The sequence below is a fragment of the Nonomuraea sp. NPDC050022 genome (assembly GCF_044460705.1).
GTDB lineage: Bacteria > Actinomycetota > Actinomycetes > Streptosporangiales > Streptosporangiaceae > Nonomuraea.
Map to the genome: position 1 here is coordinate 35,000 of NZ_JBITKE010000017.1, position 15,602 is coordinate 50,601.

The window sequence follows — 15,602 nt, forward strand, 5'->3', positions numbered from 1 at the left end:
GAGTGTTCAACGACATGAGTGTTCAACGACATGAGTGTTCAACGACATGAGTAACGCCATGAGGAGGCACCCCCCGTGCGCTTCGTCCCCTTGGCGGCCGCAGGGCTCGCCGTCCTGACTCTGGCCGCGTGTACCGCGGGCAAAGAGGGCGGTCCCGCTCTCGGCTCCCAGTCCAAGCCCAGCGGCACCGCGCCGACCGCGCTGCCGGCCGCCTCCATCGAGCTGTGGCACGGGTTCTCGGCGGACTCGGAGGTGAAGGCGTTCACCGACGCCATCGCCGGGTTCAACAAGAAGTATCCGCAGATCAAGGTCAAGCTGGTCAAGGGCGTACAGGACGAGCAGATCACCCAGGCCGTACGCGGTGGCCGCCCGCCGGACGTGGCCTCGTCCTTCACCACCGACTCGGTGGCGACCTGGTGCAAGAGCGGCGTCTTCCAGGACCTCAACCCGGTGATCAAGCAGGACGGCGTCGACCTGTCGGGCCTGCCGCCGGTCGTGAACGACTACACCCAGTACGAGGGCAAGCGGTGCGTGATGCCGCTGCTGACCGACGCGTACGGCCTCTACTACAACAAGGCCCTGATGAAGGGCAACCAGCCGCCCAAGACGCTGTCGGAGCTGACCAAGCTGGCCAAGGAGCTCACGATCCGGAATCCCGACGGCACCATCAAGGTCGCCGGGTTCATCCCGAGCGGGCAGTACTACGAGAACACCGCGGGTCACTGGAGCGCCATGGTCGGCGCCAAGTGGACCAACCCCGACGGCACCTCGGCGATCGGCTCCGACCCCGCCTGGAAGACACTGCTGAACTGGCAGAAGGAGCTCGTCGACTGGTACGGCTACGCCAACCTGGACAAGTTCCGCAAGAGCCTGGGCGACGAGTTCTCCGGCAAGCACCCCTTCTACCAGGGCAAGGTCGCCATGGGCATCGACGGCGAGTGGCGGGTGGCCATGATCGCCAACGAGGCGCCGAAGCTCGACTACGGCACCGCCCCCATGCCGGTCGACGACGCCAAGCCCGACCTGTACGGCAGCGGCTTCACCGCGGGCACCGTGATCGGCGTGCCGAAGGGCGCCAAGAACCCCGAGGCCGCCTGGGCGCTGGTGAAGTACCTGACCACCGACACCGACGCGCTGGTCACGCTGGCCAACGCGATCCGCAACGTGCCGACCACCAAGGCCGCGCTGGAGTCGCCCGCGCTGAAGAAGGACGAACACTTCCAGACCTTCCTCGACATCTTCGCCAACCCGAAGACGAGCACGATCCCGGCGCACGTCAACAGCGTGTTCAACCAGGAGGCGCTGCAGGGGTTCGTCACCTCGTGGGAGAAGGGTTCGGTCAAGGACCTGGACGCGGGGCTGAAGGGCGTGGACAAGACCATCGACGCCAAGTTCAAGCTGTCGGGCGGCTGAGGTGGCGGGCGTACCGCTCAGGCGCCGGGAGGGGTTCCGTGCCCTGCTGTGGCTGTCGCCGTGGCTGGTGGGCTTCGGGGTGTTCTTCGCCTATCCGCTGCTGGCGACCGTCTACTTCTCCTTCTTCAACTACGACCTGTTCTCGCTGAAGTTCAACGGCCTGGCCAACTACCGCTACTTCCTGCAGGACGAGCGGGCCTGGATCTCGATCGGGAACACGGCCTGGCTGGTGGTCGTCATGGTGCCCGCCCAGGTGCTGTTCGCGCTGGGCGTGGCGCAGCTGGTCACCAAGCTGAAGTCGGGCGTGGGGTTCTTCCGCACGCTGTTCTACCTGCCGTCGCTGGTGCCGGTGACGGCGGGGACGGTGGCGTTCGTCTTCCTGCTGAATCCGGCCACCGGGCCGGTCAACCGGATCCTCGCGCTGGTGGGGATCTCCGGGCCCGACTGGTTCGGCGACAAGGACTGGTCGAAGCCGGGGCTGACATTGCTGGCCATGTGGGGCGTCGGCAACGTCATGGTGATCTTCCTGGCGGCGCTGCTGGACGTGCCCAAGCACCTGTACGAGGCGGCGGCCATCGACGGGGCCGGGGCGTGGCGGCAGTTCCGCAGCATCACGCTGCCGACGATCCGGCCCGTGCTGATGTTCTCGGCGGTGACCGGCGTCATCTACACGCTGCAGTACTTCACCCAGGCGATGATCGCCTCCCGGGTCGCGGCGGGTGTCACCGACGCGCCGGGCACCTCGTTCGTGCCCGGCTATCCGGAGATGTCGACGCTGACGCTGCCGCAGTGGCTGTTCCAGACGGGCTTCCGCGACTACGCGATGGGCTACGCCTGCGTGCTGGCGCTGGTGCTGTTCGCGGCGTCGATGGTGTTCACGCTGATCCTGCTGCGCCAGTTCCGCGGGTTCGAGGAGGTGGCCGAATGACCGCCACGCTGGTGGCGCCCCCCACGCGGGCCGCCGGGCGGCGCGCCCGGGCCCGGCGTGGCCGTGGCAGGAGGGCGCTGTACTGGATCGCCACGCACGCGACGGCCCTCGCGCTGGGGATCGCGTTCATCGGGCCGCTGGTCTTCGTCCTGCTGACGGCGGTGATGAGCGACAACCAGACGCTCACCGACGAGCTGTGGCCGCACAGCTGGAACTGGGGCAACTTCGGCGAGGTGTTCGCCAGGTCGCCGATCCTGCTGTGGCTGCGCAACACGATGATCTACGCGGTGACCGGCACGCTGTTCACGCTGGTGTCGTCGATCCCGGTGGCCTACGCGCTGGCCCGGTTCCGCTTTCCCGGGCGCAGGCTGGCGTTCCTGCTGGTCATCACCATGATGATGCTGCCGCCCCAGGTGGTCGCGGTGCCGATCTACCTGATCTGGGCCCGGCTGGACCTGACCGGGACGCTGCTGCCGCTGATCCTGCCGATGCTGCTCGGCGACGCGTTCTCGATCTTCCTGCTGCGGCAGTTCCTGCTCTCCATCCCGCGCGAGTACACCGACGCGGCGCGGGTGGACGGCTGCACCGACTTCAGGACGCTCATCCGGGTGATCCTGCCGATGGCCCGGCCGGGCATCGCGGCGGTGGCGCTGTTCCAGTTCTTCTATTGCTGGAACGATTACTACGGGCCGCTGCTGTACGCCTCCACCAACCTCGACAGCTGGACCCTGTCGGTGGGGCTGGCCTCCTTCAAGGCGCTGCACAGCGTGCAGTGGAATCTGACCATGGCGGCGACGCTGCTCGTCATGGCACCGGTGATCATCGTGTTCTTCTTCGCCCAGAAGGTCTTCATCGAGGGCGTGACATTGACGGGAGTGAAGGGTTGAAACTGGCCGTGGTGGGGGGCGGCTCGACGTACACGCCCGAGCTGATCGACGGGTTCGCGCGGCTCCGCGACGAGCTACCGGTCTCGGAAATCGCACTCATAGATCCCGATTTATCGCGACTTGAGGTGGTTTCTGGGATGGCGCGCCGCATGCTGGCACATGCCGGGCATCCGGCCCGGGTGCTGGCCACCTCGTCCGTCGAGGAGGGGGTCTCGGGGGCCCAGGTCGTCCTGTTCCAGCTGCGCGTGGGCGGGCAGGCGGCGCGCGACGTGGACGAGACGCTGCCGCTGCGCTGCGGCTGCGTGGGGCAGGAGACGACCGGCGCGGGCGGGCTGGCCAAGGCGCTGCGCACGGTGCCGGTCGTGCTGGAGATCGCCGAGAAGGTGCGTACGCACGCGCCGGATGCGTGGATCGTCGACTTCACCAACCCGGTCGGCATCGTCACCCGCGCGCTCCTGGACGCCGGGCACCGGGCGATCGGGCTGTGCAACGTGGCGATCGGCTTCCAGCGTCACGTCGCCGACCTGCTGGGCGTGCCGCCGTCGCGGATCTCGCTCGGCCACGTGGGGCTCAACCACCTGACCTGGGAACGGGCCGTGTACCTGGACGGCGAGGACGTGCTGCCGTCGCTGCTCGCCGAGCACGCGGAGTCGCTGGCCGACGGCCTGGGGCGCCCCGAACTGCTCCGCCGACTCGGCGTGGTGCCGTCGTACTATCTACGCTATTTCTACGATCATGACGCGGTGGTGGAGGAACAGCGGGCCAAGCCGTCGCGCGCGGCCGAGGTCGCGGCGATGGAGACGAAGCTGCTGGAGATGTACACCGACCCGTCGGTCGTCGAGAAGCCGGCGCTGCTGGGCGAGCGCGGCGGCGCCTACTACTCCGAGGCGGCGGTCGCGCTGATCGCCTCGCTGCTCGGCGACCGCCCCGGCACCCATGTGGTGAACGTCCGCAACCACGGCACTCTGCCCTTCCTGGCCGACGAGACGGTGATCGAGGTGCCCGCGCACGTCACCGCCGACGGGGCCGCGCCGCTGCCGGTGCCGCCGGTCGAGCCGCTGTACGCGGGGCTGATCGCGCACGTGTCCGCCTATGAGACGCTCGCCCTCGAGGCGGCCCTGCATGGCGGCGCGGACCGCGTACGCAATGCCCTGCTGGCCCATCCCTTGATCGGGCAGGACGCGACCGCCGAGGAGCTGACCGGCCTGCTGCTGGAGGCCAACCACGCCTACCTGCCATGGACGACTCGCTATGGCCAGGTGAGGTAGTGGAGCACCGCAGGCTCGTCCTCGCGGTCGACGGCGGCAACAGCAAGACCGACGTGGCGCTGGTCACGGAGGACGGCGACGTGCTCGCCACCGGCCGCGCAGGGCCGTTCGCGCCGCAGAGCGACGGGGTTCCGGCCGCGCTGGACGCGGTGGAGGAGGCGGTACGGCAGGCGCTCGCGCAACTGCCACCGGACGGCGCCCCCGGCCCGGACGGCACGCCGGACCGCTCCTCTGGCCGCTCCCCGGACCGTTCCTCTGAGCGCTCGCCGGACCCCTCCCCCGACCGGCCCGTGATCGTGGGCCGGTTCGATCATGTGGCGGCCTATCTGGCGGGGGCCGATCTGCCGGTCGAGGAGGAGGCACTGGCGCGCGAGTTCGCCCGCCGGGGCTTCGGCCCGGACATCTCCGTCCGCAACGACACCTTCGCCCTACTCCGGGCGGGCGCCTCGAACTCCTGGGGCGTGGCCGTGGTGTGCGGTGCGGGCATCAACGCGGTCGGCGTCTCCCCCACCGGCCAGGTGGCCCGCTTCCCCGCCCTCGGGCGCCTCAGCGGCGACTGGGGCGGCGGCCAGGGCGTCGCCGAGGAGGCACTGTGGCACGCCGCCCGCGCCGAAGACGGTCGCGGTCCGGCTACCGCGCTGGCGGAGCTGTGCGCGCGGCACTTCGGCGTACGCACGGTCGAGGAGCTGATCCTGGAGCTCCACTTCGGCCGTCTGGACGAAGGCCGCCTGCACGAGCTCACGCCGGGCGTCTTCGCCACGGCCGCGGCGGGCGACCCGATCGCCAGATCGCTGGTGGAACGCCAGGCGGAGGAGATCACCGTGCTGGCCGAGGTCTGCCTGCGCCGCCTGGACCTGCTGGAGACGCCCACGGAGGTGGTGCTGGGCGGCGGCATCCTCCGGGCCCGCGACCCGCTCCTCACGGCCCTCCTGGACGCCTCCTTCGCCGCCAGGGCGCCGCGGGCCAAGCTGGTGGTCGCCGACGTCCCGCCGATCGTCGGGGCCGCTCTCGACGGCCTGGAGCACCTGGGCGCGACGGACCTGGCCAAGACCCGCCTGCGCGCCCGCTACGAACAGACCTGACGGGCCTTCGGTGGGCGCCTGGGGGCGGGCTTTGGGTCCGGCCCTTGGGTGCGGGCCTTGGGGGTGACGGACCCTCGCGGTGACGGACCCTGGCGATGGTCAGGACGCGGGAACCGGGCCGCCCGTGAGGAGCGTCTCGACACGGGTGCGGACCTCCGGGGTGTCGAGGCCGCGGACCGTGAGGGTGGTGCGGCGCCGTACGACGTCGTCGACCGTCGCCGCCCACTCGTGGTCGCGCGCGTAGACAGCCTGCGCCCAGATGTCCGGCCCGTCCGGATGGATCCGCTCGCCCAGCGCGGGCGTGTCGCGGATGAGCCTGGCCAGGTCGAAGGCGATCGAGCCGTAGTGGGAGGCGAGGTGGCGGGCCACCAGCGGGTCCATCCGGGTGCCCGGCTCGCGGTCGGTCCACAGGCGCATCGCGACCGCGTCCGGGCTGGCCAGGCCGGGCAGCGGCATGGCGGGCAGGATGGCCGCGAGGTCGTCGCCGAGCGGGTGACCCGGCAGGTGGGCGAGCATGTCGAGGACGAGCTTGCCGATGTGCCGGTAGGTGGTCCACTTGCCGCCCGCCACCGACAGCATGCCGCCCTTGCCCCGGCTGAGCACCGTCTCCCGCTTGGCCGACGACACGCCGCCGGGGCCGCCCGGCAGCACCCGCAGCCCGGCGAAGGCGTAGGTGATGTCCTCGCGCCGCAGTTGCGACTCGCGTACGGCGTGCCCGGCCTCGTCGAGGATCTGGGCCACGTCGGCGTCGGTGGCGCGCACGTCGGCCGGGTCGCCCTCGTAGGCCTCGTCGGTGGTGCCGAGCAGCAGGTGGTCCTCCCACGGGATGGCGAAGGACACCCGGTATTTGTCGATCGGGGTGGTCAGGGCCGCCTTCCACGGCTCGTGGCGGCGCATGACCAGGTGGGCGCCCTTCGACAGGCGGATGCTCGGCGCGGCGCCGGGGTCCTCCATGCGCCGCAGGTGGTCCACCCACGGGCCGGTGGCGTTCAGTACGAGGCCCGCCCCGACGCCGAACTCCGTACCGTCGAGCCGGTCGCGCAGCTCCGCCCCCGAGACCGTGCCGCCGCTCTCGCGCAGGCCGACGACCTCGGCGTGGTTGAGCACGACCGCGCCCGCGTCGACGGCCGCGCGCACGGTCATCACCGCGACGCGGCTGTCGTTCATCTGATGGTCGCCGTAGACGGCGGCGGCGCGCAGCCCTTCGGAGCGGAGCGCGGGCACCCTGGCCAGCGCCTGGTGCGGGGTGATGACCCGGCCGAGCCCGTCGCCGAACACCGACAGCGCCGAGTAGAGGAACACCCCCGCGCCCAGCTTGGCGGCGCCGTGCGGGCCGCCCCGGTAGACCGGCACCACGAAGGAGAGCGGCTTGACCAGGTGGGGGGCGATGTCGCCGGCCAGCGCCCGGCGTTCGCGGTGGTTCTCGGCGACCAGTTTGACGTTGCCCGTCTGCAGGTAGCGCAGGCCGCCGTGGACGAGTTTGGAGGAGGCGCTGGAGGTGGCCCCGGCGAAGTCGCCGCCGTCGACCATGGCGACCCGCAGGCCCGCCTGGGCGGCCATCCAGGTGACGGAGGTCCCGAGGATGCCGCCGCCGATGACCAGCAGGTCGTAGGTGCCCCTGGACAGCTCCTCGCGGGTCTCGGCGCGGGAGGCGGTCGTGGTCATGGCGTGCTCCAGTCGAGGCTTCGGTCGATGGCCTTGCGCCAGTTGCGGTATTCGCGGTCGCGGACGTCCTGGCCGATCTTCGGCCGCCATTCGGCCGCCTTGTGCCAGTTGGCCCGCAGGCTGTCGGTATCGGGCCAGTAGCCGGTGGCCAGCCCGGCCGCGTAGGCGGCGCCCAGGCAGGTGGTCTCCGACACCATCGGGCGTACGACCGGCACCGCGAGCACATCGGCCAGGATCTGCATGAGCAGGTTGTTGGCGGTCATGCCGCCGTCGGCGCGCAGTGAGGTGAGCGCGAGCCCGGCGTCGGCGTTCATCGCGTCGACCACTTCGCGCGTCTGCCAGGCGGTCGCCTCCAGCACGGCCCGCGCGATGTGCCCCTTGGTGACGAACCCGGTCAGCCCGGCGATGACCCCGCGCGCGTCGGAGCGCCAGTGCGGGGCGAACAGGCCGGAGAACGCCGGGACGAAGTAGCAGCCGCCGTTGTCCTCGACGGTGCCCGCGAGGGTCTCGATCTCGGCGGCGCTGGAGATCAGGCCGAGGTTGTCGCGCAGCCACTGCACGAGCGAGCCGGTGACGGCGATCGAGCCCTCCAGCGCGTACGTGGCGGGGGCGTCGCCGATCTGGTAGCCGACGGTGGTGAGCAGCCCGTGCTTGGAGGCGACGGGCTCGGTGCCGGTGTTCATCAGCAGGAAGCTGCCGGAGCCGTAGGTGCTCTTGGTCTCGCCCGGCCCGAAGCACGTCTGGCCGAACAGCGCCGCCTGCTGGTCCCCCAGCGCCGCCGCCACCGGCACGCCGTCGCCGGTGGTGCCGTAGACCTCGGCGGAGGGGCGGATCTCCGGCAGCATCGCGCGCGGCACGCCGAGCGCGGCGAGCAGCTCGTCGTCCCAGCTGAGGGTGCGGAGGTTCATCAGCATCGTACGGCTGGCGTTGGTGACGTCGGTGACGTGGCGACCGGTGAGCCGCCAGATCAGCCAGCTGTCGACGGTGCCGAACAGCACGTCGCCGCGCTCGGCCCGCTCCCGCAGCCCGGGGGTCTCGTCGAGCAGCCACCGGATCTTCGGCCCGGCGAAGTAGGTGGCCAGCGGCAGCCCGGCCCGCTCGCGAAAGAGCTGCTCGTACTCGGACAGGGACCGGACCAGGGCGTCGGTACGGGTGTCCTGCCAGACGATCGCGTTGGCCACGGGCCGCCCGGTGTCGCGGTCCCACAGGACGGTGGTCTCGCGCTGGTTGGTGATGCCGAGGGCCACGAGCTGGCCGAAGTCGATGCCGCTGCCGGTGACGGCCTCGGCCACCACGCCCTGGACGGCCTCCCAGATCTCGGCGGCGTCGTGCTCGACCCAGCCGGGCCGGGGGAAGATCTGCCGGTGCTCCCGCTGCGCCACCGAGACGATCCGGCCGGCCTGGTCGAACACCATGCACCTGCTCGACGTGGTGCCCTGGTCGATGGCGGCGACGTAATGCGGTCCAGGCACGGCTTCCTCACTTCGACGTGTTCGGCATTACCGAACGGTTGCCAAATCCTAGCTGCGGTCTGGGCGGGCGTGTCAACACGTCACCGGCTCAGGTCGCGGGTGATGGCGCGGGCGGCGTCGCGGACGTAGGAGACGATCGTGATGCTCGGCTCGCCGCCTTCGGCCAGCCGCTCGACCGCGCCTCTGACGCCGATGGCACCGACGGTGACGCCGCGCGCGTCCCGGATGGGAGCGGCTATGGAGACCTCGCCCTCGACCAGCTCCTCCACGTCGCAGGCCCATCCACGGCCGCGCACCAGCTCCAGCTCCTTGGCCAGGTCGTCGGCGCGGGTGAGGGTCCTGGGCGTGAAGGCGGCCAACCCCTCGACGACGGGCTCGCCGCCTGCCGCCGCGCCGGGCGCTGTGGCTGACGGCGTGCCAAGCGTTGTGCCGGGCGGCGCTGTGGTGGACGCCGTAGCGGGCGATGCCTCCGGTTCTGGGGCCGACGGCGCGTGGAATGCCGCGTCCGCGTCGCCGTACGGGTCGTACGCCAGGAGGACCTTGCCCAGCGCGGTCGCGTGCGCGGGCAGCAGCGTGCCGACCTGCAGGACCTGCATGCTGTCGTCGGGCCTGAACACATGGTGGACCACCAGGACGCCGCCCTCGTGCGCGGTGCCGATCCACACGCTCTCCCTGCTGCGCCCGGCCAGCGCGTCGGCCCAGTTGAGCGAGCGGGTGCGCAGCACGTTGACGTCGAGGTAGCTGCTGCCCAGGTGCAGCAGCGTGCCGCCGAGCCGGTAACGGCCCGTTGCTTCGTCCTGCTCGACGAAGCCGACATGGACGAGCGTGCGCAGGATGCCGTGCAGAGTGCCTTTGGGCAGGCCCATCGCGCGGGCCAGCTCGGCCACGCCCAGCTCGCGCGGGCCGGAGGCGAGCAGCCTCAGAATGCCGGCGGCCCGTTCGACGGACTGGATGGTCTCTCCCACGCCCCACACCGTAGCGCAGTTCGGTAATGCCGAACAGATCTCGCCACGCTACGGCGGTGGCCCGTCGCCGGACAGGGCGAGCACATCCGGGGCGGGGTCGTCGTCAGGCAGGGGGAGCTGGAGTCGGCGCCGGCCCGTCGTCAGGCAGAGGGAGCGGGCGTCGGCCCATCGGCGCCGTCGCCCGCCACTTCGGGCGGCCGGTGCTCGTAGGGGGTGCTCAGCACGACGGTGGTGCGCGTGGAGACGTTCGCCGACGCGCGGATGTGCTGCAACAGCTCCTCCAGCGCCAGCGGCGTGGCGACGCGCACCTTGAGGATGTAGCTCTCATCGCCCGCCACGCTGTGGCACGCCTCGATCTCGGCCAGGTGGGCCAGCCGCTCGGGCGCGTCGTCGGGGGCGGCGGGGTCGATCGGCTTGATGGACACGAACGCGGTCATCGGCAGCCCGATCGCGTCATAGTCGATGATCGCGGCATAGCCGCGCACGACTCCGCGCTTCTCCAGCCGGCGCACCCGCTGGTGCACCGCCGAGACCGAGAGCCCGGTCTCCCTGGCCAGATCGGTGAAGCTCATCCGGCCGTCCCTGGCGAGCAGCGTGACGATCTGGCGGTCGATCTCCTCCATCGGTCAAAGGTAGCCGGTGATGGTCACGACATGGTCCCGACCGGGGTGGCTCCCTGGCGCATGGCGTGCTCGACCAGCGTGATGAGCACTTCCCGGCCGGAGTCCTTCCTGCGGGCGTCGCAGAGCACGATGGGGATCTCCGGTTCGAGGCCGAGCGCCGACCGCACCTCGCCGACTGTAAAGGGTCGCGCGCCGTCGAAGCAGTTGAGCGCCACCACGAACGGCTGCCCGCGCCGCTCGAAGTAGTCGATGGCCGGGAAGGAGTCGGCCAGCCGGCGCGTGTCGGCCAGCACCACCGCCCCGAGCGCGCCCATCGCCAGTTCGTCCCAGACGAACCAGAAGCGTTCCTGGCCGGGCGTGCCGAACAGGTACAGCATGTAGTCGTCGCGGATCGTGATCCGGCCGAAGTCCATCGCCACGGTGGTGGTCGGCTTGGCCTCGACGCCCGACAGGTCGTCGATGTCCACGCCGATATGCGTGAGCGCTTCCTCCGTACGCAGGGGACGGGTCTCGGAGACCGCGCCCACCATGGTGGTCTTGCCCACGCCGAACCCGCCCGCGATCAGAATCTTGATCGCGGTCGGCAACCGCCATCGATCAGAGCGACCGAAGTCCATCCAGCACCGCCTGTACATCCCTCCGCGGCCGTGCCGCGCATGCACAAATCCGCCCTGAGGAGCCGTGGTCAGTGGAACCTGTCAAGGCGCAGAGAAAAGGTCGAGCCACGTGCCTGGCATCGAGACACCCTAGCAACGCCACATATTCCACTCAAGCCACAATCATCCTCAGGAATCAATATGTCACGGTTTGTCGTGTCTAGACCAGTTATTCGCACCCCGTTCACCCAAGGGTAAAGGCCCCTGTCATGGGAGGTTGCGGGACCGTAACGGCTTCAGAGGGCCTAGCCGGAAATACTGTACAAACCGGCGTTGAATCCAATCTGTCGCCGCAGGTAGGCGGCCGTGCGCGGACTGCGTTCGCGTACCGGCTTGAGCAATTCCAGCGCCTCGCGCGCCAGCTCCCCCATCGCGTCCGTGACCTCGGTACGGCTGACGCCGAGCATCAGCACGTTCAGGCCGCCCCAGCTGACGTCCTTGCGATAGGAGGCGAGGTCGCCCAGCAGGTGCAGATAGCGCTGCACGTGCGCGCTGACGGCCCGCAGTTCCTCCAGATGACGCCTGGCCCACTCGTCGCCGGCGTAGATCCAGTGCGACAGGTCCACGAAGCAGGACCCCCGGCTGTCGGCGTTGTCCAGGTAGCGGGCGAAGGTGGGGACGGCCCGGGTGTCGCGCCACACCCACGCCCTGGCCATCGCGTCGAACATGCCGGCCAGCTGGTCGCGCCAGAGCGGGTGCAGGTCCTCGAAGTCCTTGACCGTCGCCAGCTCGTCGCGCAGGTCGGCCAGGAAGCGGGTGACCGCGGCCCGTGGCGCCGCGCCGTCGGCCACGGCCAGACAGTCGCGAATCAGGGCCTCCACCTGGGACCGCGTCGTCGTCGTGTGGTCCACCAGGCGGTCGACGGCTGACACCCAGAGCGACGTCCGGTTGACGATCTTGAGCGCTTCGGACGTGGCCCAGGGGGCGCTGAAGGCGCCGGTCAGCGCCAGCGCGGTGTAGAAGTCGGCGTCGAAGGCCGCCCGTGGGAACAGCCCACCGTACATCTGGGCGCAACGACGTAGATCCCGGCCGCACTCCGCGGCGAGCGCGCACGCCATGCCCAGCTCGTACGCTTCGTTCAACTCGTCGTCCGGCATCCTAGAGCCGCTCGATCGGCATGCGGATCATGGGCGACGACCCCCCAAACCGGCATTTCTGCCGCTACTGGCGAATTTTCACATGATCACCCACATTTGATCAAGGCAGGGACACGGCCGCATCACCCCCCACAGTCACCGCGCACTGTCACCCCCATGTCATCCACCGTGTTCAGCATCCACCGTTCGGGCCGCTCTGTCAGCCATCCTTTCCGCCACTTGTGGGCCCGCTCCTCGGTCCCCCTCGACCCGTCCCTCAGTCCGGGCCTCAACCCGCCCCGATCGCGATGAACGAGACGTCGTCGCCGCGGGCCTCGCTGAGCGCCTCCGCCAGGCCGAGCCCGCGCCGTAGACCGTCGTGCAGAGCCACCATGACGGGCACGGCCGCCGCGTCGTTCACCGGGACGACACTCGCGACGATGCCGGCCGTACCGAGGTGGAGCAGCGCGGTGGCCGGCCCGAGCACCTCGTCGGCCCCCACCGCGGCCACCTGCCCGGAGTCGCAGCTCGACAGCACGAGCCGGTAGGGGGCGCGGCGAAGCCGTTCGAGGTCGGACACGGTGAGGGGGCCGTCGTCCAGCAGCAGCGAGGAGAAGGAGGGGCTGTCGGCCCGGAACGTCCCGTGCGCCGCCAGATGCGCGAGATGACACCCATCGATGGCCCCCAGCACCCCATGAGCCGTCGCCGAACCATCGGCCAGCACAGTGACCGGCCCGGCGGACCCGGTGGAGGAGCCGACGGCGGACACAGTGGCAGACCCGGCGGCCGGTCCGGTGGCTGGGTCAGCGGCTTCGGCGTACAGCTCGGCGATGGAGCGCACCTCGCCGTCGGCGTTCGCCACGCCGGGGCCGCGTACGAGCACCACGCCCCCGTCAGCGGGCGGGACGACCGACCTGGCGCGCAACCAGGCCGCCGCCGACGGCGCCACGCTGAAGGCCCGACGCCGCAACGCGGGCAGCAACCCCCACGGCGCCCCGTGCAACGTCGCCGGCGGCACCACGACCAGCGGCTCACAGGCTCGCGGCCCGGCAGAGGCCGATCCACCACCGGGCCGCCCATGGCCTGACAACCGCGCATGATCTGACGACTGGCCATCTGGCCGTCCCAAGACTGACCGTCTGCCGCCTGACCGCCCAAGGACTGACCGTTCAGTATCAGACCGCCCCAGGACTGACCGTTCGCCATCCGGCCACCCCAGGACCGATGACCGACCATCCGACCGCCCGAGGGCTGACAGTTCGCCGCCGGAGCGTCCGTCGCTCAGGCGGGCCGCTACCGGGCCCAGGAGGGCGCGTTCCAGGCGGTCGCCGAGGCGGGCGAGTTCGCGTGGGTTGGTGCGGCTCTGGTAGGCGAGCCGTCGCAGTCTCGAGCGGGCGAACTCGATCTCCGTGACGGCCGTCGCGGCCGATCCCACCGTGAACCGGCGTACCCGCCCGTCGCCGCACAGCAGCGCGTGCAACACACCGTCTACGATCACCAGCTCGACCAACCGGCCGCCACCGATCGCCGCCAGCAGCTCTCCACCGCCGACCGCCATCAGGAGCCGCCCGCCGCCTGGGGCCGGGCCATCGTCACGGCCGTCAGCGCAACCGTCGTCACGGCCGTCAGCGCGGTCGTCAGCGCGGTCGTCAGCGCGGCCGTCAGCGCGGCCGTCAGCGCGGCCGTCAGCGCGGCCGTCAGCGCGGCCGTCAGCCCGGCCGTCAGCCCGGCCGTCGGCGCCGCGCACGCGCAGGGTCGCGGCGCGTACCCGCGCCTCCAGCCGGTCCCGGTCGCGTTCCAGGGTGGCCGCCGACGAGGCGCCCTCGGACCGTGCCCGGCCGAGCAGGTGGTCGGTCTCGCGCAGCGCGGCGAGCTGGGCGAGCAGCCAGTGGTCGTCGGGCGGCCGTACGGGTGGCACGGCCAGCGAGGTCGCCCGCCATCGTTCGGTCCAGTCGAGCAACCGCCGGGGCCGCCCCGCGCGCAGCCAGTGCCGCTGGGCGAGCGTGACCAGCTCGGCGCCGTGGGCGGTCGCCAGGGCCCGCAGCTCCGGCGAACCGAACGCGAGGCGGTGCTCCTCGATCAGCGCCAGCCCGGCCCGGCAGGCGTGCAGCAGCCGCCGGGGCCGGTCGGCCGCCTCCGCGCGCAGCGCCTCGGCCAGCCAGCCGCCCGCCCTGGCCGTCGCGGAGCCGCGGTGGCGGGCCCGCGCCGCCTGCGTCAGGTGCTGATCGGCCGCCCGCCGTCTGCCGAGCGCCAGCGCCGTACGGCCCGCGAGCAGGTGCGCCTGCCACACCTCCGGCGACCCGAGCTCCGCCAGCTTGACGGCCAGCCGCCGCGCCTCCGCCAACCGTCTCCTCTCCGCCACCCGCCTGGCCTCCGCCAGCGGCCTGGCGGGCACCGCACCACCCACCGCAGGACCAGAAGACACCGCCCGCTCGACTACAGGCCCCGAAGGCACCGCGCCCCCGGCCGCAGGGCCGGAAGGCGTCTCGGCCCCGGCCAAGGCCGTGTCTTCCGCGAGGGCCGCCTGGACCAGGATGAGCCGGGCGTGCGCGGCCCACCAGGCGCGCCGCTGCCCGGCGAACAGGGTGCGCGCCTCCCCCGCCCGCGCGCGGGCCGTACCCGGATCGCCGGACAGCAGCGCCGCCCTGGCGGCCAGGAGCAGCAGTTCGGCCCGCATGGTCGCCTGCCCGCGCAGCCGGGCCAGGTGCCGCAGCGCCGCGTCGGCCTGCGCCAGGGCGTCGCGCGCGAGCCCGGCGGCCAGCAGCACCGCGCACCGGTCGGCGGCCAGGTCGAACATGGGCGTGCCGAGCGCCCGGAAGCCCCGGTCGGCCTCGTCGAGGAGGTCCAGCGCGAGCGGCAGGTCACCCGCGCGGAAGGCGACGACGCCGCGGTTCTGGACGGCGACGACCGAGTCGTGTTCCTGGCTGGTGGTCGCGAACATCCGCTGCGCGACCCGGAAGTCCTCCTCCGCCAGGGCTACCGAGCCGCGCGCGAGCCGGACGTGCCCGCGCAGGGTGAGCGCGCGGGCCGCCCAGACGGTGTCGCCCGCGCCGAGCAGCGCCGGGGCGGCGATCTCGAGGTCGTCGAGCGCCTCACCGTGCCGGCCGAGGATCCAGCGGGCGCCGGCCCGCCGGAACAGTACCCGCGCCCGGGTGGTGCCGTGGGAGAGGGCGGCGGCCGTGTCGAGTGCGGACAGGCCGGGCCTGGTGCGGCCGTGCTGGAGGAGCGCGATGCCGAGCGTGGCCAGTACGTCGGCCTCGCGGTCGGCCGAGCCGGAGCGCCGTGCCAGCCGTACCGCCTGCCGCAGCTCGCGGATCGCCGCGTCGAGGTCGCCGAACTCGCGGCGCAGGATGCCGATCGCCTGACGCGCTATCGAGCTCTCGTACGGCCCGCGGCCGTCGGCGAGCATGGCGGTGGCGGCCGTCATGGCCTGTCGCGGACGCGCGAACACCATGGCCAGCACATCGTGCGGATCATCCGGAATCCGGGAATCCCTCGCCGTTTCCCCAGACACGGAGTCGATGGTAGATGCGGGTCATCCGAGCGTCCACGCGGCACGTGTATCAG

The 15,602-nt window shown here is 71.6% G+C and carries 12 protein-coding genes; 5 read left to right on the top strand and 7 right to left on the bottom strand.

What is annotated here, in order from left to right; translation table 11 throughout:
• The first annotated feature begins 75 nt into the window (after window positions 1-75).
• The 5 genes from ACIBO2_RS50500 to ACIBO2_RS50520 are packed head-to-tail and all read left to right on the top strand — an operon-like array spanning window position 76 to window position 5,578.
• Entirely contained in the window at window positions 76-1,413 is a 1,338-nt protein-coding gene (locus tag ACIBO2_RS50500; protein ID WP_397304676.1) for an ABC transporter substrate-binding protein, read from the top strand.
• Window position 1,414: 1 nt separating this feature from the next.
• Complete coding sequence (locus ACIBO2_RS50505; protein ID WP_358540829.1) at window positions 1,415-2,341, top strand: sugar ABC transporter permease; 927 nt, start codon at window positions 1,415-1,417, stop codon at window positions 2,339-2,341.
• Entirely contained in the window at window positions 2,338-3,228 is an 891-nt protein-coding gene (locus ACIBO2_RS50510) for a carbohydrate ABC transporter permease (protein ID WP_358540826.1), read from the top strand. The genes ACIBO2_RS50505 and ACIBO2_RS50510 overlap by 4 nt, the downstream gene beginning before the upstream one ends.
• Window positions 3,225-4,496, top strand: coding sequence for a 6-phospho-beta-glucosidase (locus tag ACIBO2_RS50515; protein WP_358540824.1), 1,272 nt, complete (start codon window positions 3,225-3,227; stop codon window positions 4,494-4,496). Before ACIBO2_RS50510 ends, ACIBO2_RS50515 begins: the two co-directional genes overlap by 4 nt.
• Entirely contained in the window at window positions 4,496-5,578 is a 1,083-nt protein-coding gene (locus tag ACIBO2_RS50520) for a BadF/BadG/BcrA/BcrD ATPase family protein (RefSeq protein ID WP_358540822.1), read from the top strand. The genes ACIBO2_RS50515 and ACIBO2_RS50520 overlap by 1 nt, the downstream gene beginning before the upstream one ends.
• 99 nt (window positions 5,579-5,677) lie before the next feature.
• Here the strand turns inward: ACIBO2_RS50520 and ACIBO2_RS50525 are convergent, their stop codons facing one another.
• The 7 genes from ACIBO2_RS50525 to ACIBO2_RS50555 all read right to left on the bottom strand — a co-directional run bounded on the left by ACIBO2_RS50525 (window position 5,678) and on the right by ACIBO2_RS50555 (window position 15,549).
• Window positions 5,678-7,243: a glycerol-3-phosphate dehydrogenase/oxidase gene (locus ACIBO2_RS50525; RefSeq protein WP_357649596.1), complete on the bottom strand. Its 1,566-nt coding sequence runs from the start codon at window positions 7,241-7,243 to the stop codon at window positions 5,678-5,680.
• The gene (gene glpK, locus ACIBO2_RS50530) at window positions 7,240-8,715 is read right to left on the bottom strand and encodes a glycerol kinase GlpK (RefSeq protein ID WP_397304677.1); all 1,476 of its coding nucleotides are present in this window, start codon (window positions 8,713-8,715) and stop codon (window positions 7,240-7,242) included. The genes ACIBO2_RS50525 and glpK overlap by 4 nt, the downstream gene beginning before the upstream one ends.
• 80 nt (window positions 8,716-8,795) lie before the next feature.
• Window positions 8,796-9,680, bottom strand: coding sequence for an IclR family transcriptional regulator (locus ACIBO2_RS50535; RefSeq protein ID WP_397304678.1), 885 nt, complete (start codon window positions 9,678-9,680; stop codon window positions 8,796-8,798).
• 140 nt (window positions 9,681-9,820) lie between these two features.
• Window positions 9,821-10,303, bottom strand: coding sequence for an Lrp/AsnC family transcriptional regulator (locus ACIBO2_RS50540; protein ID WP_358540815.1), 483 nt, complete (start codon window positions 10,301-10,303; stop codon window positions 9,821-9,823).
• 23 nt (window positions 10,304-10,326) lie between these two features.
• Window positions 10,327-10,920, bottom strand: coding sequence for an ATP/GTP-binding protein (locus ACIBO2_RS50545; RefSeq protein ID WP_358540813.1), 594 nt, complete (start codon window positions 10,918-10,920; stop codon window positions 10,327-10,329).
• A 284-nt stretch (window positions 10,921-11,204) separates the two neighbouring features.
• Window positions 11,205-12,041 carry a terpene synthase family protein gene (locus ACIBO2_RS50550; protein ID WP_358540810.1) on the bottom strand — a complete coding sequence of 279 codons (837 nt, stop codon included), beginning with the start codon at window positions 12,039-12,041 and terminating at the stop codon, window positions 11,205-11,207.
• Window positions 12,042-12,324: 283 nt separating this feature from the next.
• Window positions 12,325-15,549, bottom strand: coding sequence for a CHAT domain-containing protein (locus ACIBO2_RS50555; protein WP_397304679.1), 3,225 nt, complete (start codon window positions 15,547-15,549; stop codon window positions 12,325-12,327).
• Between the last annotated feature and the right edge of the window lie 53 nt (window positions 15,550-15,602).